The following is a 21,995-nucleotide window of genomic DNA, read 5'->3' on the forward strand; positions in this document are numbered from 1 at the left end:
AGGCATCTCCTCTCGGGACGGGTTTCCGCGGCTCGACGGGCCAGCGGATTCGACGGGGGCGGCGGGATGGGTGCGACCGGACGGGGGCAACGTGCAGGCCTGTCGGCGTGGCGCCCCCGCGCCGACCCACCGCACCAGCGCCGGAAGGGCAGCCCGGCGCACGGAATGTGAACGTTCTCAGCAGGGTTTCGACCCCTCCGGACAGCTCCCTGCAGCGACCGGAGGGGTCGCGCGCCGGCCGGCGTTTCACAACTGTGAGCGATAACATAGCCGCTCGTCAAGATTTAACGGCGCAGATGCCAGGCGGAAACGCCGCCGTCCCGACGGCGCGCCTGCCTGCGCCCCGAGGTCAGGACCCGGCGGGCAAGCCTCGCCCCCGACGCCGCGATGTTATCGCTAACACACGGCGCGGCAGGCGGCTCGCCCCCCGGACGCCCGCGCGAGGGGGACTGCGCCACCCCTCGCGAAGTCGGGACGATCGGGGTGAAGATGAGAGCCCTCGATGTTAACGTTCATACGATGTCTCGCGGAGCGAGACCGACGCCCCGCCGCCTCGACACGGGCGCTGTGGGCATTGATCTGATGTCTGCCTGACGCCCGGCCCCGCCGCCATCCAGGCACGCACGGCAAGAGCAGCCCACGCAGCCGTCGATGAGCATTGACGTTACGCATCGGAAACCTTTAACGTCTGACGTCTCGGCCGTGAGACAGGCCGCCACACCACTACCGCCCACTCCGCCTCTGGAGGGAGCTCCATGTCCCGTCCCTCGATCTCCCGACGTTCGCTGCTGGCCGCACTGGGTGTTACCGGCGCCGCCGCCGCCACCGGCGGCCTGATCCGTCCCTTCCCCGCCTCCGCCGCCATCCCCGGCCCCACCAGCTACTCCGAGTCGTGGGCCTCGGTCGGCCAGCACCCGGCCGCGGCCGAGTGGTTCCAGGACGCCAAGTTCGGCATCTACTACCACTGGGGCGTCTTCAGCGTCCCGGCGTTCGCCAACGAGTGGTACCCGCGCAACATGTACAACAACGGCTCCGGCGAGAACAACCACCACAAGAGCGTCTACGGTGACCCGTCGGTGTGGCCGTACCACAACTTCATCAACGGGGCCAACGACAAGTCCGGTCGGTTCGTCCAGTTCGCCCCCAAGCTCAAGTCCGCCGGCGGCAACTTCGACCCGAACGAGTGGGCGCAGCTGTTCGTCGACGCCGGGGCGAAGTTCGCCGGCCCCGTCGCCGAGCACCACGACGGCTTCTCCATGTGGAACAGCCAGGTCAACGAGTGGAACTCCGTCGCCAAGGGACCCCGCCTCAACCTGCTGAAGCTGCACACCGACGCGATCCGGGCCCGCGGCCTCAAGGTCCTCGTCGCCATGCACCACGCGTTCAACTTCACCGGCTTCTACCAGTGGGCGCCGCAGCAGTCCGACGCGAGCCTTCGCAAGCTCTACGGCCAGCTGGGCACCGCCGCCGAGGAGCAGCTCTGGTACGACAAGCTCCGCGAGATCATCGACCAGTCCCAGCCGGACATCATCTGGCAGGACTTCGACCTGGCCCGCATCAGCGAGGCGCAGCGGCTGAAGTTCCTGGCGTACTACTACAACCGGGCCGTCGCGTGGGACAAGGAGGTCATCGCCACCTACAAGGACGGCCTGGAGCGTGGCGGCGCGGTCTTCGACTACGAGCGCGGCGGACCGGCCGCCCTGCGTGACCCCTACTGGCTGACCGACGACAGCATCAGCAGCTCGAGCTGGTGCTACACCACGGGGATCGGCTACTACACGCTCAACCAGATGCTGCACTCGCTGATCGACCGGGTCAGCAAGAACGGCAACATGGTGCTCAACATCGCGCCGATGGCCGACGGCACGATCCCGTCCGGGCAGCAGACGATCCTGCGCGGCATCGGCGACTACCTGCGCCGCTTCGGCGAGTCCGTCTACTCCACCCGGGCCTGGACGACGTACGGCGAGGGCCCGACCCAGATGGGCGGCGGTTCCTTCACCGAGCCGCGCGCGGGCACCCCCCAGGACATCCGGTTCACCCGCAGCAAGGACAACCGCGTGCTGTACGCGACGATCCTCGGCTGGCCGGGCAGCTCCGTCAACATCACCACGCTCTCGTCCAGCCGGATCAACCTCAGCTCGCTGGCCGGCGTGCAGCTCCTCGACACCACCGCCGGCAGCTACGTCAACCTGCCCACCCGCACCCAGGACGCCAACGGGCTGCGGATCACCCTGCCGTCGGCGAGCGCGCCGTTCAGCGCGCCCGCGTACGTGGTGAAGCTGACCTTCAACGGGACGATCCCGACCCCCGGCGGCGGGCCCACCACCTCCGCGCCGGTCGGCGTCTACGCCAACGTCAACTACGACAGCGGCGTCAACCTGTCGGTCGGCAGCTACACGGCCGCGCAGCTGCAGTCCGCCGGCATCGGGCTGCGGGCCATCTCGTCGGTCCGGGTCACCGCCGGCCACCAGCTCGTCGGGTACGCCAACGACAACTTCTCCGGCACCAGCTGGACGTTCACCGCCGACAACGCCGACCTGCGCAACACCGGCAACAACGACGCCATCGCCTCGCTGCGGGTCACCTTCAACCCGGCGACGTACCAGCGGATCGTCAACGTGACCAACGGCCTGGCGCTGGACAGCGGCGGCAACGTCGCCTCCGGCTCGCCGCTGAAGCAGTGGACCTGGGACAGCAACGCCAACCTGCAGTGGCAGATCGTCGACCTGGGCACCGGCTACTACCGGATCGTCAACCGCACCAACGGCATGGTCGTCGACGGCTTCGGCCTCACCAGCAACGGGGCCGCGGCGCAGCAGGCGGCGTGGAACGGCGGCAACAGCCAGCAGTGGCAGATCACCGACCAGGGCAACCGGCGGTACCGGATCGCCAACCGGGCGACCGGGCTGGTGCTCGACGGCGGCGGCCAGGTCGCCTCCGGCTCGCAGGTCAAGCAGTGGACCTGGGACGGCAACACCAACCTGCTCTGGACCATCACCACCGCCTGATCCCCGCAGCGCACCACCCGGCGCGTGTGTCGCCGCGATCCCCACGGGTCGCGGCGGCGCACGCGCCGGACCCACTCCCCCCAGAGATGGAGAAACCATAATGAACCGGAAAAGCGTGTTGGGCACCGGGCTGACGTTGCTGCTCGGCGCGACGGCCGCCCTCACCGCCGGCTGCGGCGACCAGGCGGGCGACGGGGCCGCCTCGGGCGGCGGCAAACCGCTCGTCGGGGTCGACTACCCACGCTCGGACACCGACTTCTGGAACTCGTACATCAAGTACGTGCCGAAGTCCGCCGAGGAGCTGGGCGTCGAGGTGAAGACCACCAACTCGCAGAACGACGTCGCGAACCTCATCTCGAACGCACAGACCTTCATGAGCCAGGGCGTCAAGGGGGTGGTGATGGCCCCGCAGGACACCGCCGCCATCGCGCCGACCCTGGCGCAGCTGGAGAGCCGCAAGATCCCGGTGGTCACCATTGACACCCGGCCCGACACCGGCAAGGTGTTCATGGTGGTGCGCGCCGACAACCGCGCCTACGGCACCAAGGCGTGCCAGTTCCTCGGCACCAAGCTCGGCGGCAAGGGCAAGGTCGTCATGCTCCAGGGCGGCCTGGACTCGATCAACGGCCGGGACCGCACCGAGGCGTTCAACGAGTGCATGGGCAAGGAGTTCCCCGGCATCAAGGTGTTCGGCGAGGCCACCGACTGGAAGGCCGACGTGGCGGCGTCGAAGCTGCAGACCCGCTTCGCGTCGGACCCGGACATCAAGGGCATCTACATGCAGTCCTCGTTCGCGCTGTCGGGCACGCTGCAGATCCTCAAGCAGCGGGGCCTGCAGGTGCCGCCGACCGACCCCAAGCACGTCTTCGTGGTCTCCAACGACGGCATCCCCGAGGAGCTGAAGAACATCGGCGACGGCCTGATCGACGCCACCGTCAGCCAGCCCGCCGACCTGTACGCCAAGTACGGGCTGGAGTACGCCAAGGCGGCGATCGAGGGCAAGACGTTCCAGCCGGGCCCCACCGAGCACGGCAGCACCATCATCCAGGTGCGCGACGGCCTGCTGGAGGACCAGCTCCCCGCGCCGCTGGTGACGCTGGACGGCGCGCCGGTCGCGGGCCAGCCCACCCTGAAGTTCGACGACGCGTCGCTGTGGGGCCGTAACGCATGAGTGCCGCCCCGCACCGCCCCGGCGACGGGCTGGCCGACGACGGCCAGCCCGTCGTCGAGGCCGTGAACATCACCAAGCGCTTCGGGTCCACGCTCGCCCTGTCGGAGGCGGGCATCCTGGTCCGCCGGGGTGAGACGCACGCCCTGGTGGGACGCAACGGCGCCGGCAAGTCGACGCTGGTGAGCATCCTCACCGGGTTGCAGGCCGCCGACGCCGGCGCGGTGGCCTTCGACGGGCGTCCGGCGCCGCCCCTGGGCGACCGCGACGCCTGGCGGCAGCGGGTCGCATGCGTCTACCAGAAGTCGACGATCATCCCCACCCTCACCGTGGCGGAGAACCTGTTCCTCAACCGGCACGCGCGGGGGCGCAGCGGACTGATCCGCTGGTCGAGCCTGCGGCGGGAGGCGGAGCAGCTGCTGGCGACGTGGTCGGTCGACGTCGACGTACGCCAGCCGGCCTCGACGCTCTCGGTCGAGCAGCGGCAGTTCGTGGAGATCGCCCGCGCCCTGTCCTTCGGTGCCCGGTTCATCATCCTCGACGAGCCGACCGCCCAGCTCGACGCCGCGGGCATCAACCGGTTGTTCACCCGGATCCGGGACCTGCGGGCGCACGGGGTGACGTTCCTGTTCATCAGCCACCACCTCCAGGAGATCTACGAACTCTGCGACCGGGTGACGGTCTTCCGCGACGCCCGGCACGTCGTCACCGCGGACGTGGCCGAGTTGAGCAAACAGGCGCTGGTCGCCGCGATGACCGGCGAGGACGTGACGATGCCGGAGGCGGACCATCGTCCCCTGCCGTCCGACGCTCCGGTGCTGCTGTCGGTGCGCGACCTGGTCACCTCGTCCGGCGCCGAGTTCTCGCTGGAGGCCAGGGCGGGCGAGGTCGTCGGCATCGCCGGCGGCGGCGGCAGCGGCAAGGTCGAGGTCGCCGAGGCGCTCGTCGGCCTCGCCCGCCCGGCGGGCGGGACGGTAGCCGTCGGCGGCCGGGCGCTGCGTCCCGGCAGTGTGCCCGACGCGATCGACGCGGGCGTGGGGCTGGTGCCGCAGGACCGGCACCGGGAGGGCCTGGTGGCGTCGATGTCCATCGCGGAGAACGTCACGATGACCGTGCCGCACCGCGTCGGGCGCTACGGCCTCATCTCGTCGGCCCGGCGCGACGCCCTGGCCCGGGACACGATCGCCGACCTGGCGATCAAGGCGTCCGGGCCGCACGTGCCGGCCTCCGACCTGTCCGGCGGCAACCAGCAGAAGGTCGTCATGGGCCGGGCCCTGGCCAGCGATCCGCGGGTGCTGGTCCTCATCACGCCGACCGCCGGGGTCGACGTGCGGTCCAAGCAGACTCTCCTCGGCGTCGTCGAGGACGTGCGCAGCCGGGGCACCACCGTGCTGGTGGTCTCCGACGAACTCGACGACCTGCGGATCTGCGACCGCGTGCTGGTGATGTTCCAGGGCCGGGTCGTCGGCGAGATGGCCCACGGCTGGAGCGACAACGATCTGGTAGCCGCCATGGAAGGGGTGGACCTCCACCATGTCTGACACGCTGTCCACCACCAAGACGCCGTCCCCGGCGCCCCCACCGTCGGCCGCGCCGTCGTCGCGGAGCCTGGCCATCGCCCGGCTGCGTGACCTGGCCCTGGTGCCGGCGATCATCGCGGTCGCGATCGTCGGGTCGATCGTCAATCCGGTCTTCCTCAGCTCCGACAACATCATCAACGTGCTGCAGAGCATGTCGGAGATCGCCATCCTCGTCCTCGCGCAGACCATCGTGCTGATCACCGGCAAGATGGACCTGTCGCTGGAGTCCACGTTCGGCCTGGCGCCCGGCATCGCCGCCTGGCTGATCGTGGACCCCGCGCTCACCCGGGGCCTCGGGCTCGGCGTGCTGCCGGACGGCTGGGCGATCCCGGTGGTCCTGCTCGTCGGCGCCCTCGTCGGCGCGTTCAACGGGCTGCTCATCGTCCGGTTCGGCCTCAACGGCTTCATCGTGACGCTGGGCATGCTGATCATCCTGCGCGGGCTGCTCACCGGCATCTCCGGCGGGCAGACCTTCTTCGCGCTGCCCGAGTCGATGACGTACCTGGGCTCCGCGAGCTGGTTCGGGGTGCCGGCCTCGATCTGGGTGTCGCTGCTGCTGTTCGCCGCCGGGGTCGTCGTCCTGGGGCACACCCGTGCCGGCCGGGCGCTCTACGCGATCGGCGGCAACGAGGACGCGGCCCGCGCGGCGGGCATCCGCACCGACCGGGTGCTGTGGATCGCACTCATCGTGGCCAGCGTGCTCGCGGCGCTCGCCGGCCTGCTGATCAGCGGGCGGCTCGCGGCGGTGCCGTCGGCCCAGGGCAGCGGCGCGATCTTCCAGGTCTTCGCGGCGGCGGTGATCGGCGGCGTCAGCCTCAACGGCGGCAGGGGCAGCGTGTTCGGCGCCTTCACCGGCGTCCTGCTGCTGTTTATGATCATCAATGTGTTGACCCTCGCCGGAGTGCCCGCGCAGTGGACCAACTTCCTCAACGGCGCCGTCATCCTGGTGGCCCTGGTGGTCTCCCGCATCACCGGGGGGAAGGCGCAGACGTGAGACGACCGGCCCGCCGGGCGGGCCCGTCGCGAGGCAGACCCACGAGCCGGGCAACCCGGCCGACGTTCTATCCCTTCAGGAGTTCCGGTGACTGAGCGCATCACGTCCGTAGCAACCATCGACGTACGATTCCCCACCTCCCGGCACCGCGACGGGTCGGACGCGATGAACCCGTTCCCGGACTACTCCGCGGCGTACGTGATCCTGCGGACCTCGTCGGGGGCCACGGGCTACGGCCTCGTCTTCACGGTGGGCCGCGGCACCGAGATCCAGGTCGCGGCCGTGCAGTCGCTCGCCCCGATGGTGGTCGGCCAGTCGGTCGACGAGCTGACCGCCGACCCGGGCGCGCTGGCCCGCCGGCTCGTCGGCGACAGCCAGATCCGCTGGCTGGGCCCGGAGAAGGGCGTCGTGCACATGGCCGCCGGCGGCCTGGTCAACGCCGTGTGGGACCTCGCCGCCCGGCGGGCGGGCAAGCCGCTGTGGAAGCTGCTCGCCGACCTCACCCCGGAGCAGCTCGTCGCGCAGGTCGACTTCCGCTACCTGCGCGACGCCCTCACCGAGGACGAGGCGCTCACGCTGCTGCGCGAGGCCGCCGACGGCCGGGCCGAACGCGAGGTCCGGCTGCTCGCCGAGGGCTACCCGGCGTACACCACGACCCCCGGCTGGCTCGGCTACGACGACGAGAAGCTGGCCCGGCTCTGCGCCGAGGCGGTGCGCGACGGGTACGGGCTGATCAAGCTCAAGGTCGGCGGGAACCTGGCCGACGACGTCCGCCGGATGGGCATCGCCCGGGCGGCCGTCGGGCCGGACGTGCGCATCGCGGTCGACGCCAACCAGATCTGGGGCGTGCCGGACGCGATCCGGTGGATGCGCGAGCTGGCCGCGTTCGACCCGTACTGGATCGAGGAGCCGACGTCGCCGGACGACGTGCTCGGGCACGCCGCCGTGCGCAAGGCCCTGGCCCCGGTGAAGGTGGCCACCGGCGAGCACGTGCACAACGCGGTGATGTTCAAGCAGCTCCTGCAGGCCGACGCCGTCGACGTGGTGCAGATCGACGCGTGCCGGGTCGCCGGGGTCAACGAGAACCTGGCGATCCTGCTGCTCGCCGCGAAGTTCGGGGTGCCGGTCTGCCCGCACGCGGGCGGCGTCGGGCTCTGCGAGCTGGTGCAGCACCTGGCCATGTTCGACTTCGTCGCGCTCAGCGGCAGCACCGACGACCGGTCCATCGAGTACGTCGACCACCTGCACGAGCACTTCGTGGATCCGGTACGCATCAGCGGCGGGCGGTACCTGGCGCCCACCGCGCCCGGGATGAGCGCGGAGATCGTCGCGGCGTCCGTGACCGACTTCCGCTACCCGGACGGGCCGCAGTGGACGCGCCGGCCGGCGGCGGCGGGAGCGGCGACGGCATGATCATCGACGCGCACCACCACCTGTGGCGGCCGGAACGCGGCTACGCGTGGCTCGACGCGCCCGAACTGGCGACCATCCGCCGGCCGTTCACCCCGGCGGACCTGACCGCCGAGCTCGCCGCGGCCGGCGTCGACGGCACCGTGCTGGTGGAGGGGGGCCGCTGCCACCCCGACGAGGCCGCCGAGTTCCTCGGCTACGCCGCCGACACCGCGCCGATCCTCGCGGTGGTGGCCTGGCTCGACGTCGCGGCCGACGACGTGGCCGCCACCGTCGAGCGCTACCGCGGGCTGCGGGGCGGCGACCACCTGGCCGGGGTGCGCTCGCAGGTGCAGGGCGAGGCCGACCCCGACTATCTCGACCGGCCCGACGTGCGGCGCGGGCTCGCCGAGCTCGCCGCCGCCGGGCTCGTGTTCGACCTGGTGATCCGCGCCGACCAGCTGCCGGCGGCGGCCCGGGCGGCCCGGGCGCTGCCGCAGCTGCGGTTCGTGCTCGACCACCTCGGCAAGCCCCGGATCGACGAGGGCGGGGCGGGGCTGCGCCGCTGGCGCGGGCCGCTGGCCGACCTGGCCGCCTGCCCCAACGTCACCGCCAAGCTGTCCGGCCTGGTCACCGAGGCCGGGCCGGACTGGACGCCGGACGACCTGCGCCCGTTCGTCGAGGTGGCGGTCGAGGAGTTCGGGCCGCAGCGGCTGATGTTCGGCTCCGACTGGCCGGTCTGCCTGCTCCGGTCGGACTACGCCGGCGTGGCCCGGGCGTTGGCGGCGGCGCTGCCCCCGCTGTCGGCCGCGGAGCGGCACGAGATCCTCGCCGGCACCGCCGTGCGCGCCTACGACCTGGCGCGGCGGGTCGCGCAGCTCCCCCCGGCGCCGGCCGGGGAGCCACACCCCACCGGAAAGGCATGACGTGCGACGCTACGGCTGGGTGATCCGGCTGCGACCGGACCACCGCGACACCTACCTGCGGCTGCACGCCGCCGTCTGGCCCGGCGTCGAACAGACGCTGCGCGAGGCGAACATCCGCAACTACAGCATCTTCCTGCACCGGGACCTGCTGTTCGGCTACTACGAGTACGTCGGCGAGGACCACGACGCGGACCAGCGCCGCATCGCCGAGGACCCGCAGACGCGGGAGTGGTGGAAACTGACCGACCCGTGCCAGGAGTCGCTCGCCGAGCCCGGCTCGGGGCACTGGTGGGCCCCGATGCACGAGGTCTGGCACCTGACCGAGGAGGCGTCGTGAACCGCAGCGCGCAGTACGTCGGCGACAACACCTTCGTGGTCGCCGAGGCCGACCCCGTGCCGCCCGGCCCCGGCGAGGTGCGCATCGACGTCGCGTACACCGGGATCTGCGGCACGGACCTGCACGTCGCGCACGGCGCGATGGACCGGCGGGTCCGGGTGCCCGCGGTGATCGGCCACGAGATGGCCGGCCGCATCGCCGAGGTCGGCGCGGGCGTCGAGGGCCACCGGGTCGGTGACCCGGTGACCGTCATGCCGCTGGACTGGTGCGGTGAGTGTCCGGCCTGCCGGGCCGGCCACAGCCACATCTGTCACCGGCTCAACTTCGTCGGCATCGACTCGCCCGGTTCGATGCAGCGTTCCTGGACGGTGCCCGCGCGGCTGCTGGTGCCGCTGCCCGCGGACCTGCCCCTGACCCACGCCGCGCTGGTCGAGCCGACCGCGGTCGCCGTGCACGACGTGCGGCGCTCCCGGCTCACCGCCGGCGAACACGCGGTGGTCATCGGCGCCGGCCCGGTCGGGCTGCTCATCGGCACGGTCGCCAGGGCGGTCGGCGCCGAGGTGACGGTGCTCGAACTCGACCCGCACCGCCGCGAGCTCGCCGCCGAGCTCGGGCTGAGCACCCTGGATCCGGCGGCGGTCGACGTCGTGCGGCACGTCCACGAGGCGACCGGCGGGGCCGGCGCCGCCGTGGTGTTCGAGGTGTCCGGCTCCGCCGCCGGGGTCCGCACCGCGACCGACCTGCTCGCCGTGCGCGGGCGGTTGGTGGTCGTGGCGATCCACCCCAACCCGCCGGCGGTGGACCTGCACCGCGTCTTCTGGCGCGAGCTGGAGCTGATCGGCGTGCGGGTGTACGAGCGCGACGACTACGCCGAGGCCGTCCGGCTGGTGCACGGCGGGCAGGTGCCCGCCGAGCGACTCATCACCCGGATCGTGCCGTTGACCGAGGTGGCCGAGGCGTTCCGGGCGCTCGCCGCCGGCGGCGAGGTGAAGGTCCTCGTGGACTGTGGAGGTGCGGCGTGAACCCGTTCGACCTGAGCGGCCGGCTGGCCGTGGTGACCGGCTGCCGGCGCGGGATCGGCCTGGCCATGGCGGAGGCCCTGGCCGCGGCCGGAGCGGACATCGTCGGCGTCAGCGCGGCGCTGGAGGAGTCCGGCAGCGAGGTCGGCCGGCGGGTGGCGGCGCACGGCCGGTCGTTCGAGGCGTACCGGACGGACCTGTCCGACCGCGTGGCCGTCCGCGCGCTCGCCGAGCGGCTCGGGCAGCTGCCCAGACCGGTCGACATCCTGGTCAACAACGCCGGCACGATCCGCCGCGCCCCCGCCGCCGAGCACTCCGAGCAGGACTGGGACCACGTGCTGGAGGTCAACCTGTCCGCCCCGTTCCTGCTCGCCCGGGAGATCGGCCGGGAGATGGTCCGGCGCGGCAGCGGGAAGATCATCTTCACGGCGTCGATGCTGAGTTTCCAGGGCGGCGTGACGGTGCCGGGCTACGCGGCGGCGAAGTCGGCGATCGCCGGCCTGACCCGGGCGCTGGCCAACGAGTGGGCCCCGCACGGGGTCAACGTCAACGCGATCGCGCCGGGCTACATCGACACCGACAACACCCGGGCGCTGCGCGAGCAGCCGGAGCGCAACCGGGCGATCCTGGAGCGGATCCCGGCCGGTCGGTGGGGTCGGCCCGACGACCTCGCCGGGGCCACCGTCTTCCTCGCCTCCGACGCGGCGGCGTACGTCAGCGGGGCCGTCATCCCGGTCGACGGGGGCTGGCTCGCGCGCTGAGCCGCCGAGGGCCGCAAGGCCGTGGTGCCGGGCCGGGGGCGTCGCCCCCGGCCCGGCGTCTGTCACGGGGTGGTCAGGTCGAACCGGCGGACGGTGACCGCGCCGCCGAGCGCCTGGGTGGCGTAGTTGAAGATCGCGAAGCGGTAGCCCATGAAGAACTGCCAGGCGTTGTTCAACGTCAGCGCGTTGCCCAGCGGGACGAAGTTCACCCCGTCGGTGCTGTAGGAGAAGGACGCCTGCCGCCCGCTGCCCGGCCTGATGTCGGCCTTGGCCCGCAACCAGATCCGGCCACCGCTGACCGCCGCGCTGGCGATCTCGGTGCCGGTGCTGGTGGTCCGCCAACTGCCGTCCATGGTCAGGCCGTTGGTCATCACCACCCGGGTGGCCCCGTTGTCCCGGCGTACGCCGATCCAGGCCGAGGAGTCGCGGAGCATGGCCAGCCCGGAGCGGTCGCCGTCGCGCATGGTCGAGTAGTCCAGCTCGATGGTGGCCGTGGAGGTGGGCCCCTGGATGCGCCGGGTCGCGGTGTTACGGGCGCTGTAGAGGTCGTTGGTGACGGTGGCCGTCTGCAACCGCAGGCCGCTGCCGGCCGACCACTTCGTGTTGTCCGGGTTGTGGTTCCACTCCCAGTGCGGGCTCAGCGTCGTGCTGGTGAAGGTGTCCGCGCCGGTCATCGGCGCGACCGGCCGGGCCGGCAGCGGCGACGGGTAGCTGCTGCCCCAGGCGCCGTTGACGGTCTGGATCTGCGGCCAGCCGTCGGCCGTCCAGGTGATCGGCGCGAGCGCCGGCACCCGGCCACCCGGGTACGCGTCGACGAACGCCATGTAGTACCACTGGCCGTTCTGGGTCTGCACCAGGCCGCCCTGGTGCGGCACGCCGCCGCCGGAGATCGGGCCGGGCATGTTCAGCAGCACCTGGCGCGTCTCGTACGGGCCCCAGGGGCTGGTCGAGCGCAGGATGTACTGCCCGTTGGCCGGCTTGGTGACGAAGATGTAGTAGTAGCCGTTGCGCTTGTAGAACCGCGAGCCCTCCAGCGTGCCGATGTTCGACGGCGTGGTGTACACCTGCTGCGTGCGCACCTGGCTCAGGCCGTCCGCCGACAGCTGCGCCACGTGCAGGGTGCTGTTGCCGTACGCGACGTACATCGTGTCGTTGTCGTCGACGAGCAGGCCCGCGTCGTAGTAGCAGTTGTTGATCTCGGAGCGCTTCTGCCAGGTGCCGCTGACCGAGGTCGACGTGTACACGTACGACTTGTTGAAGTCGATGCAGCCGATCCAGTAGAACGTGCCGTTGCTGGCGCGGTAGTTGAGCGTCGACGCCCAGATGCCGTTGACGTAGGCCCGGGAGGTGGAGCTGGGCAGGTCGTACTTGGTGCCGAAGTCCAGCCGGGGCACCGAGTGACCGGCGAACTCCCAGTTGACCAGGTCGTACGAGCGCAGCACGGGCGCGCCCGGGGAGTAGTGCATGGTGGACGAGGAGAGATAGTAGGCGTCACCGACGCGGATGATGTCGACGTCGGCGAAGTCCTGCCACAGGACCGGGTTGGTGTAGCTGGAGCCGCCCGGGTTGCCGCCGTCGCCGACGCGGACGAGCTGCCACTGCTGGTTGTTGCCGCCCCAGTCGGCGTACTGCACCACGTTGCCGCCGTCGGCGGTGGAGGCGTTCTGGATCTCCACGGCCTTGTTGGAGTGCCGGGCGATCAGCCGCACGTACCCGTCCGCGGAGTCGGCCAGGCGGAACTGCTGGTTGGTGCCGTTGGCGTCCGACCACTGCACCACCGCCGCGCCGTCGGCCGTTGACGCGCCGGAGACGTCCAGCACCTTGCCCGAGTGCCGCGACTTCAGCCGGTAGTAGCCGCCACCGGAGTCCACGAACTGCCACTGCTGCCAGGCGCCGTCGTTGCGCGTCCACTGGGTGATCCGCGCCCCGTCGTTGGTCGCCTGGTTGTACAGGTCCAACGCCTTGCCGCTGTTGCGGTTCACCAACACGTACGACGCGGTGGTGTCCACCGTCGCGGCCACGGCCGCCGACGGCACCACCGCGACGATCCCGGCGCCGAGCAGCATCGCCAGCATGGCGGCGGCGACCCGGGGCAACCGGCCACGCCGTCGCGCGCCCGGCACGACCTGTTCGATGAGTGCCATGTCCCTCCTTCGTGGACGGTCGACGGACGGCCAAGGCCGCCGACACCAACTCCTGTTAGCGCTCACATCGAGCACATTGACTGTGGGCGATAACACTCCGGACGTCAAGCCGTAACATTCGCCGGGCCCTCGGTCGACGGGGCGTGGGAACGCGCACACCGCGAGCCCACCGGCGACGGCCACGGCCGGGGGCCGCCCGGCGGTCGGCATGACCCGCCGGGCGGCCCGTCACGGCCCGTTCACTGCAACGGTCCGGTCACTGGAACTGCGTGATGAAGCTCCACGCCGTCGCGGGGACCCAGGTCCGGGCTCCGCTGTCGCCTCCCGCGCCGTCCTGGGGCGCGGCGATGTGGCCACCGTCGAAGGCGGCCCAGACCACCGGGTACCCCGAGCGGCAGCCGGAGTAGGTGGTGACGACGTGGGTCAGGCTGCCCGCCGACGGCTCGCGGGGCGACTGCGGGGTGCAGCCGTTGTTGGCGACGAAGCGGTCGCGCAGGGAGCGGCCACTGGCGATGTTGTCACCGATGCCGTGCACGCCCAGGTACGCGACGGGCTGGGTGCCGCCGCTGCAGCCGCTGAGCGTGCCCGGGGAGGACTGCACCACGACCGCGCGGAAGATGTTCGGTCGGGAGCAGGCCAGGGAGAAGCTCATCGCGCCGCCGTAGCTGAACCCGATGGAGAAGCGCTGGCGCGGGTTGACGCAGAGCGCCCCCTCGATCCGGCTGAGCATGTTGTCGACGAAGGTGACGTCCTCGCCGCCGGCGTTGGCCCAGCCGTTGTCGATGCCCTGCGGGGCGACGAAGATCGTGGAGTTGTTCGCCAGCCGCTGGAGCCCGTAGTAGGACCAGGTGTTGCGGTCCACGGTCTGACCGGTGTCCACGTCGACCGCCGTGCCGCCCCACCAGTGGAACCCGAAGACCAGGCGGTACGGGGTGTTCTGGTTGTAGTTGGCCGGGATCCGCAGGATGAAGGTGCGGTTCTTGCCGCCGCTGGAGATGGTGTGCGTGCCGCTGGCGATGCCCGGCGCCTTGCCGCAGCCGGCAGTGCCGTTGCCCGGCGGCGGCGTGGTCGGCGTGGTGCCGCCGTCGACGCGGACGAGCTGCCACTGCTGGTTCGACCCGTTCCAGTCGGCGTACTGGACGACGTTCGCGCCGTCGGCGGTCGAGGCGTTCTGGATCTCCACGGCCTTGTTGGAGTGCCGGGCGATCAACCGCACGTAGCCGGCGTCGGAGTCGGCCAGCCGGAACTGCTGGTTGGTGCCGTTGACGTCCGACCACTGCACCACCGCCGCGCCGTCGGCCGTCGACGCGCCGGAGACGTCCAGCACCTTGCCCGAGTGCCGCGACTTCAGCCGGTAGTAGCCGCCACCGGAGTCCACGAACTGCCACTGCTGCTGGTTGCCGTTGTTACGCGTCCACTGGGTGATCCGCGCCCCGTCGTTCGTGGCGAGGTTGTACAGGTCCAGAGCCTTGTTGCTGTTGCGGTTGAGCAGCACATACCAGGCGCCGGTGTCCACGGTCGCCGCGGCGGCCGGTGTCGAGTTCACCGCGACCACCGCGCCGCCCACCAGCACTGTCGCCGCGGCCGCGGCCGTGACCCGGGCCAGCCACCCGCGTCGTCGGAACGACGCGGGTGACAGGAGCCCTGCGAGAGCAACCATGTTTCCTCCAATGACGACGGTCGGACCGAACGGTCCCGGGCGGGCACGCCACGCCGAGGCGCGACCGCCGAGACCAGCTGATTGAGGGCGCTCACCAGGGCATATGCGTGCCCCGGCCAGAGCGACATCCTGAGTCGAGGCACAACGACCGGCCGCCCTCGGGCCACCTCCCGGCACCTCGCCTATCGACTGTGAGCGATAACATGATGTTCGTCAAGTCGTAACCGTCGACACCGGGGCGCTCCGGCGTCCGGGGCTGCGAGCAGCGGTGATGCGCGACAGCGCCGCGCGGCCTTGCGGCGACGTTACGGCCACGTTATGTTATCGATAACATCCAGACCGATGCATGGATGTGCAACCCGCGTCTGCCCTCAAGCCCGGGTCACGGCACCGATCCGAGGCCCGGTCCGACGACGCCCAGAGCCTGGTGGCGCCGTCGGATCCCCCGCTCGGCCAGGTCCACACCCGGCAACGGGCCCGGCACGAGCACCGGGGCCACCCCCTCGTCCCGAGTCCATCCCCGCGACGCTGCGACCAGAAAGGCCGACACACCATGGCGTTGACCCGACGGCAGTTCACCCTGGGGGCGCTCGCCTCCACCGCGCTCACCACGACCGGGCTGTCGCTCGGCGCGCGGCCAGCCCTGGCGGCCACCTACACGGCCTACGCCATGACCTACTTCACCGAGTCGCCGAGCTTCACCGGGGCCAACTACGGCCTGCACGTCGCCGTGAGCCGGGACGGCCTCAACTGGACCCCGCTCAACCAGAACAACCCCGTGGTCACCCCGACCGCCGGCGACCTCGGCCTGCGCGACCCGTACATCCACCGCAAGCAGGACGGCACGTTCGTGGTGGTCGCCACCGACCTCTACGGCACCAACTTCGGGCGCAACAGCCAGTACCTGCACGTGTACGACTCGACGGACCTGACGAGCTTCACCGGCTACCGGCGGATCCAGATGCACACCTACAGCAACGTGCACACCTGGGCCCCGACGGTGTTCTGGGACGCCGGGCGCGGCCAGTACGCCATCGTCTACTCCGCCAACACCAGCACGGACCTGTTCCTGGTGAACTACACCTCGGACTTCCGCACCGTGAGCGCGCCGCAGACCTACTTCAGCCCGGGCTTCCCCATCCTCGACGCGGACATCCGGGTCAGCGGCGGGGTCACGTACCTGTTCTACAAGAACCTCTCGAACGGCAACCTGTACGGCGCCCGTTCCAGCACCGGCGCCCCCAACAGCTTCACCACCTACACCGGCGGCCTGCGGCAGGGCAACGCCATCGAGGGGGCGCACCTGGTCCCGCGCAACGACGGCGGCGCCTGGTGGCTGTGGGGGGACTCGTTCTCCCCGGTCAACAACGACATGTACATGTGGTCCACCAGCAACGTCGGTGGCAACTCGTGGTCGGTCATGAACCAGCGCGACTACACGCCGCCGCTGAACTGCAAGCACGGCTCGATCACCGGCATCACCGACGCCGAGTACAACGCCGCCGTCAGCCGCTGGGGCGCCCCGAGCTGGGTCCGGCTGAAGTCCTCCAACCTGCCCGACTACTTCGTCCGGCACTCCAACGGCGCGGTCCGCATCGACCCGTACCCCTTCGACCCGTACCAGGACCAGATGTGGCGGATGGTGCCCGGCCTCGCCGACTCCTCCGCGGTGTCGTTCGAGTCGGTGAACCGCCCGGGCAACTACCTGCGGCACAGCGGCTACGTGGCCCGGCTCGCCGCCAACGACAACACCTCGACCTTCCGGGCCGACGCGACCTTCTACCGCACCGCCGGGCTGGCCGACAGCTCCTGGTCGTCGTTCCGCTCCTACAACTTCCCCGACCGCTACCTGCGGCACAGCAACTACGTGCTGCGCATCGACCCCCTCAGCGCGGGCTCGTCGGAGGCGGACCGCCAGAGCGCCACCTTCCGGGTGACGTCCTAGCGACGCCGGGTCCCCCGCCGTCGCGCCGACCCCGTCCCGGCGCGACGGCGGGTGGACCGCGCACGGGCGGGGTCGTCCGGGCGGCGACCGCGGGCCACGGTCGCCGCCCGGCCCGTTGCGGGCCCCAGGTGCCAGAACGCACGTGGTACGCGGCGGCGGAACAGTCGGTGCAGGGCCAGCACGGCGGGGAGCTCATCCTCGGCGAGGTCTTCGCCAACGGCACCAGGACCGGTCACCGCCACTGGAACCGGCTGCCCGACGGCAGGCACATCGACCTCACGGCCGACCAGTTCCGCCCGGACGAGGCCGTCGTCGGCGGTCAGGTGCAGCAACGGCCGCCGGGCACCCCGACGATGCCGCGCCGAGCACGAGGCGCTGAGGCAGCGGGTGCTCGTCGAACTGTCGTCCCGGCCTTCCCCCCGCCGGGCGGCCACCGGAGAGGCCCGGTCGAGGGCTGCCGGCGGGCGGAGCCGCGGTCGCGACACACCGCGACACCCGCGACACGCAGAGGCATTGACATCGATTGCACATCCCGGCAGGCTTTGTGAAACCGTCTGCGGGCAGGCGGCGAACCGGGTTGTTCGAGTTGTGCCGAGTAACGTCAATCGATGTTCCCCTCAGCGATGAGGGAAATGCGTAACACCTCGTAGTAGTACCTGGACGTCGACGGTCCCTTTCGCCTGCCGGGCGTTTTCCCGCCTGTCCGGGGGCAGAGTCCTGCCGTTCGTGCGTCGCCGTCCCGACTCGTTGCCGAAGCCAGGGGGTGTCGCGGTCGTGGCTGCTGTGATTCGTCCGGAGCCAGATCCCGGGTCGGCCTGGTCGTCTTCTCTCGATGGATCGGAGATCTGATGCGCGTCGCCCTGCTCACCACGACTCAGCACGGCCATCTGAACCCGTATGTTCCGGTGGTCAACGCGCTCCAGAGTGCTGGCAGTGAGGTCGCGCTGTTGCTGTTGTCCGCCGACGGCGGCGCGCTCGACGAGCAGCGCCGCCAAGCACTGGGCAAGGCAGAGGTCCACGGGGTCGGGCAGGTCGAGATGGCGCCGTGGAGCGACGACCCGGAGAAGATCGGCCCGATGCTCCGGTCGTCGCCGGTGGCGGACCAGACCGCCGACGCGATCCGGGCGGTCGAACCGGACTTCGTGCTCGTCGACTCGCTGCCGGTCACGGCGGCGGCCATGGTCGGCGCGCACGCGTCCGGCGTGCCGTACGGGATGATCTGGGCCAACCTCGGCGGAGTGTGCCCGGCCGAGCACCGGCGGGGCCGCTGGCCCTACGACGAGCAGGTCGGCGCCTATCTGACCGGGCACGGGGTGGGGTGGTCGACCCGGACCCACTCCGCGCGGTCGCCGATCCTCAACCTGATGCCGACGATTCCCGCCCTCGTCGGTGCCGACGCGGTGACCGACGACGGTGTGCAGCTCGTCGGGCTGCCGGGCGCGGCGGGGGCACGCGGGGACGAGGTCGCCTTCGCGGGCCTGGACCGGCTCGACCCCGACCGCCCGGTGGTGTACGTGTCCTTCGGCACGATCTTCTACCGGCGGCCGGAGCTGCTGCGCACGGTGATCCTCGGGGCGGCCGCGACCGGCGCCCAGGTGATCGCCGCGGTGGGCGACCTCGCCGCGGAGCTGGCGCTGCCCGACGACGTGCTCACCGCCCCCTACCTGCCGCAACGTGAGGTGCTCGAACGCGCCGACGTGTTCGTCACCCACGGCGGCTACAACTCGGTGGCGGAGTCGGTCCGGGCGGCGACGCCGATGCTGGTGATCCCGCTGGCGGTGGACCAGCCCATCCAGGCGCACTTCGTGGGCAGCGCGGGCTTCGGCACGGCGTTGCCGCCGGCCGACGTCACCGGGCAGGCGGTCGCCGCCGCGGTCGCCGACCTGCTCGATCCCGCCCGGGACTACCGGGCCCGGCTGCGCGCCGCGCAGCCGGAGTGCGGCGACTCCGCCGCACGCACGGCCGAGCTGGTCGTCGGCGCGGTCGAGACGCTGCAGCGGCAGGGGGCGCGGTGACCATCGAACTGCAGCGGCCGGTCGGCGACCCGATCGTGCTCGACGATCCCGGGCGTCACTCGTTCCGGGTGGACCGCCGCGCCTACACCGACGAGGACGTGGCCGCCCGGGAACTGACCCGCATCTTCGACCGGTGCTGGTTGTACGTCGGGCACGAGTCGGAGGTGCCCGGGCCGGGCTCGTACGTGGCCCGCGACGTCGGCGGGCGTCCGGTGGTCATGGCGCGCGGGTCCGACGGGGTGATCCGGGTGTTCGCCAACAGTTGCACCCACCGTGGGGCCCTGATCTGCTCGCAGCCGGCCGGGCAGGTCAGATCGTTCCGGTGCCCGTACCACGACTGGACGTTCTCCAATCAGGGCGACCTGGTCGGGGTCCCGATCCCGGACGGATACGGGCCGGGTTTCCGGAAGGCGGACTTCGGCCTCGCGCGGCACCGCAGTGACACCTACCGCGGTTTCGTGTTCGTCACTTTCGATCCGCAGCAGCCGCTCACCCTGACCGAATACCTGGCGGGCGCGACGGAATACCTCGACCTCGTCGACGACCAGTCCGAGGCGGGGATGGAGGTGATCCGCGGCGCGCAACTGCACGGGGCCCAGGCCAACTGGAAGCTCATGATGGAGAACAGCGTCGACATCTACCATTTCCGGGCCCTGCACAAGCGGTACGTCAGCTACATGGAGTCGCTCGGGTCGGTGCCACCCCGGCGGCGGGGCGGCTTCGGCCGTGCCCTCGGCCGGGGTCACGGCGCCAACGAGCTGCCGCCGGCGGCGGCCCGGCCGCTCGCCTACTGGACGCCGATGTTCGGCGCCGAGGTCCGGCCCCGGATCGAGGCGACGGCCGCCCGCTTCGTCGACCGGTTCGGCCCCGAACGCGCCCAGCGGATCACCGGCACCAACCGCGCGCTGCTGGTCTTCCCCAACCTGATGATCATCGACGCGATCGCGATCACGATCCGCAAGATCGACCCGGTCGGTGCCGGCCGGATGGCCATCACCTCGGTCGCCCTGGCCCCCAGGGACGAGGATCCGGACATCCGGGAGCTCCGCAAGAGCCACTACCTGACGTTCCTCGGTCCCGCCGGCTTCGCCACCCCCGACGACATCGAGATCATCGAGTCGTGCCAGCGGGGCTACCTCAACCGCACGGTCCGCTACTCCGACCTGTCCCGGGGCATGAACAAGGAGGTCCCGGAGACGACCGACGAGCTTCCCGCCCGCGAGTTCTGGCGGCAGTGGGACCGGCTGATGCACGGCGACGACGGCCACCACGTCGAGGTTGCCCACCCCGGCGGCGCGCACGGGACGGGCCCACGATGACCATCGAGCTGAGCGTCGACGAGGCGGCCCAGGTCCGGCTGTGGCACCGGGTGAGCCAGTTCCTGTTCCGCGAGGCGCGCCTGCTCGACGAGTGGCGCCTGCGCGAGTGGTACGACGAGATGCTGACCGACGACGTCCGCTACGCGGTGCCCGCCACCGACGTCCGCGACGGGACGACCGACGCGCTCGGGCTCGTCGACGACGACGCCGCCCGGCTGCGCCAGCGCATCGAACAGCTCCTCAACGACGAGGTGTGGTGCGAGAACCCCCGGTCGCGGACGAACCGGATGATCGGCAACGTGGAGATCCTGGCCGACCGGGGCACCCACCTCGACGTGGCGGCAAACGTCGTCGTGCACCGGTTCGGGCACGGGCGCTCCGACGCCTACGTCGGTAAGTACCGGTTCGAGCTGGTCGTCGCGGGCGAGTCGTTCCGGGTCCGGCGACGGGTCGTGGTGCTCGACCACGAGACGTTGTACGAGCACGGCAAGCTCAGCATCATCCTGTGACCGGGCAGTGACGGCGGCCGGCACCGGCAACGCCCCACCCGTTGCCACCGCCCAGCCGGGTCTCCCCCGCGAGGTCTACGTCCTCAGTGTCGTCGGTGGCTGCGTCATGCTCGGCCTGGGGCTGGTGCTGCCGGTGCTGCCGGTGTACGCGGCGACGTTCGGGGCGGGGCCCACCCGGATCGGCGTGCTCGTCGCCCTGTTCGCGTTGCTGCGGCTGGCCGCCAGCCCGTTCTGCGGCCGGCTCGGCGCCCGGTTCGGGGAACGGCGGGTCCTCGTCGCCGGCCTGCTGCTGTGCGCGGTCTCCTCGGCCCTCACCGCGTTCGCCTCGTCCTACGGGCAGCTGCTCGTGTTCCGGGGCCTCGGCGGCGTCGGTTCGGTGCTGTTCTCGGTGTCCGCCCTGGCGACGCTCCTGGCGGTCGCGCCGGCCGACCGGCGGGGCCGGGCCAGCGCCGTGTTCGAGGCGGGCTTCCTGCTCGGCGGGGTCTGCGGACCGGCGCTGGGCGGGCTCCTCGCCCTCGTCGACCTGTCCACGCCGTTCCTGGCGTACGCCGTGCTGTTGCTGGCCGCCGCGGCGCTGACCCTGGCGGTGCTCCGCACCGGCCGCACCGCCGGCGCGGAGCCCGGCCGGGACGCGGTCGGGCTGCCGGTCCTGCTGCGGGACCGCCGCTACGTGGCGGCGTGCCTCGCGGCGCTGGCGCAGGGCTGGGTCCTGTTCGGGCTGCGCGGCGCGCTGGTGCCCACGGTGGTGGTGGCCTGGCGGCACGACGTGACGTGGGTCGGCTGGGCGTTCACGACGTCCGCCGTCGTCCAGGCGCTGCTGATCGTTCCGGCGGGTCGGGTCGTGGACCGGGCCGGCCGCCGGCCCGCCATGGTCGCCGGCACCGGGGTGGCCGCGGCGGCGATCGCCGCCCTGGCGTTCGTGGACAGCTACGCCTGGCTCGTCGTGCTGCTCTGTGTGTACGCGGCGGGTTCGGCGCTGCTCAACGCCGCGCCGGCCGCGCTGATCGGTGACGTCGTCGCGGGCCGCGCCGGCAGTGGCGTCGCCGTCTTCTCGATGTGCACCGACGTCGGCGCCGTGGTCGGGCCCGTCGTGGTCGGCCTCGTCGCCGAGCGGGTGGGCGTGCCGGCCGCCTTCGGCAGCGGCGCGGCGCTCCTGGCCGCCGCCTTCGTGGCGGCGTGGACGTTGCCAACTGTTCGGCCAATGCGAAGGAGTTGATC

General features: G+C 71.6%; 16 protein-coding genes. 14 read left to right on the forward strand and 2 right to left on the reverse strand.

Translation table 11 applies throughout. From position 1 onward, the window contains the following. Positions 1–755: 755 nt before the first annotated feature. The 9 genes from LPA42_RS18495 to LPA42_RS18535 all read left to right on the forward strand — a co-directional run bounded on the left by LPA42_RS18495 (position 756) and on the right by LPA42_RS18535 (position 11,185). Positions 756–3,011 carry an alpha-L-fucosidase gene (locus tag LPA42_RS18495; RefSeq protein ID WP_077937291.1) on the forward strand — a complete coding sequence of 752 codons (2,256 nt, stop codon included), beginning with the start codon at positions 756–758 and terminating at the stop codon, positions 3,009–3,011. A 100-nt stretch (positions 3,012–3,111) separates the two neighbouring features. After that, positions 3,112–4,182 carry a sugar ABC transporter substrate-binding protein gene (locus LPA42_RS18500; protein WP_077937290.1) on the forward strand — a complete coding sequence of 357 codons (1,071 nt, stop codon included), beginning with the start codon at positions 3,112–3,114 and terminating at the stop codon, positions 4,180–4,182. Then, positions 4,179–5,720 carry a sugar ABC transporter ATP-binding protein gene (locus LPA42_RS18505; protein WP_077937289.1) on the forward strand — a complete coding sequence of 514 codons (1,542 nt, stop codon included), beginning with the start codon at positions 4,179–4,181 and terminating at the stop codon, positions 5,718–5,720. Before LPA42_RS18500 ends, LPA42_RS18505 begins: the two co-directional genes overlap by 4 nt. Continuing rightward, complete coding sequence (locus tag LPA42_RS18510) at positions 5,713–6,753, forward strand: ABC transporter permease (RefSeq protein WP_043962964.1); 1,041 nt, start codon at positions 5,713–5,715, stop codon at positions 6,751–6,753. Before LPA42_RS18505 ends, LPA42_RS18510 begins: the two co-directional genes overlap by 8 nt. Positions 6,754–6,840: 87 nt before the next feature. After that, on the forward strand, positions 6,841–8,166 hold the full coding sequence (locus LPA42_RS18515) for an enolase C-terminal domain-like protein (protein WP_096761626.1): 1,326 nt from the start codon (positions 6,841–6,843) through the stop codon (positions 8,164–8,166). Further along, a complete protein-coding gene (locus LPA42_RS18520) occupies positions 8,163–9,068 on the forward strand; it encodes an amidohydrolase (protein WP_077937302.1) in 906 nt (301 codons plus the stop codon). Before LPA42_RS18515 ends, LPA42_RS18520 begins: the two co-directional genes overlap by 4 nt. Positions 9,069–9,087: 19 nt before the next feature. Next, the gene (locus tag LPA42_RS18525; protein WP_228986716.1) at positions 9,088–9,405 is read left to right on the forward strand and encodes an L-rhamnose mutarotase; all 318 of its coding nucleotides are present in this window, start codon (positions 9,088–9,090) and stop codon (positions 9,403–9,405) included. Continuing rightward, on the forward strand, positions 9,402–10,427 hold the full coding sequence (locus LPA42_RS18530) for a zinc-binding dehydrogenase (protein ID WP_077937287.1): 1,026 nt from the start codon (positions 9,402–9,404) through the stop codon (positions 10,425–10,427). Before LPA42_RS18525 ends, LPA42_RS18530 begins: the two co-directional genes overlap by 4 nt. Next, positions 10,424–11,185 (forward strand): SDR family oxidoreductase, encoded by a 762-nt coding sequence (locus LPA42_RS18535; protein WP_077937286.1) that lies wholly within the window; start codon positions 10,424–10,426, stop codon positions 11,183–11,185. The genes LPA42_RS18530 and LPA42_RS18535 overlap by 4 nt, the downstream gene beginning before the upstream one ends. A gap of 62 nt (positions 11,186–11,247) precedes the next feature. Here the strand turns inward: LPA42_RS18535 and LPA42_RS18540 are convergent, their stop codons facing one another. Both LPA42_RS18540 and LPA42_RS18545 read right to left on the reverse strand, forming a co-directional pair. Next, a complete protein-coding gene (locus tag LPA42_RS18540) occupies positions 11,248–13,329 on the reverse strand; it encodes a family 43 glycosylhydrolase (protein ID WP_077937285.1) in 2,082 nt (693 codons plus the stop codon). A gap of 256 nt (positions 13,330–13,585) precedes the next feature. Next, a complete protein-coding gene (locus LPA42_RS18545) occupies positions 13,586–14,989 on the reverse strand; it encodes an RICIN domain-containing protein (RefSeq protein ID WP_077937284.1) in 1,404 nt (467 codons plus the stop codon). 553 nt (positions 14,990–15,542) lie between these two features. Between LPA42_RS18545 and LPA42_RS18550 the strand changes: the two genes are divergently transcribed. From LPA42_RS18550 to LPA42_RS34515, 5 genes are all read left to right on the forward strand, one after another. After that, positions 15,543–16,934, forward strand: a complete 1,392-nt coding sequence (locus tag LPA42_RS18550) for a glycoside hydrolase family 43 protein (protein WP_077937283.1) — start codon at positions 15,543–15,545, stop codon at positions 16,932–16,934. Positions 16,935–17,782: 848 nt separating this feature from the next. Beyond that, positions 17,783–18,949: a glycosyltransferase gene (locus tag LPA42_RS18555; protein WP_077937282.1), complete on the forward strand. Its 1,167-nt coding sequence runs from the start codon at positions 17,783–17,785 to the stop codon at positions 18,947–18,949. Next, positions 18,946–20,268 carry an aromatic ring-hydroxylating dioxygenase subunit alpha gene (locus LPA42_RS18560; RefSeq protein ID WP_228986717.1) on the forward strand — a complete coding sequence of 441 codons (1,323 nt, stop codon included), beginning with the start codon at positions 18,946–18,948 and terminating at the stop codon, positions 20,266–20,268. Before LPA42_RS18555 ends, LPA42_RS18560 begins: the two co-directional genes overlap by 4 nt. Beyond that, the gene (locus LPA42_RS18565; protein WP_077937280.1) at positions 20,265–20,777 is read left to right on the forward strand and encodes an aromatic-ring-hydroxylating dioxygenase subunit beta; all 513 of its coding nucleotides are present in this window, start codon (positions 20,265–20,267) and stop codon (positions 20,775–20,777) included. Before LPA42_RS18560 ends, LPA42_RS18565 begins: the two co-directional genes overlap by 4 nt. Before the next feature lie 7 nt (positions 20,778–20,784). Further along, complete coding sequence (locus LPA42_RS34515; RefSeq protein ID WP_077937279.1) at positions 20,785–21,993, forward strand: MFS transporter; 1,209 nt, start codon at positions 20,785–20,787, stop codon at positions 21,991–21,993. Positions 21,994–21,995 lie beyond the last annotated feature (2 nt).

The organism is Micromonospora sp. DH13 (genome assembly GCF_020873825.1).
Classification (GTDB): domain Bacteria; phylum Actinomycetota; class Actinomycetes; order Mycobacteriales; family Micromonosporaceae; genus Micromonospora; species Micromonospora haikouensis.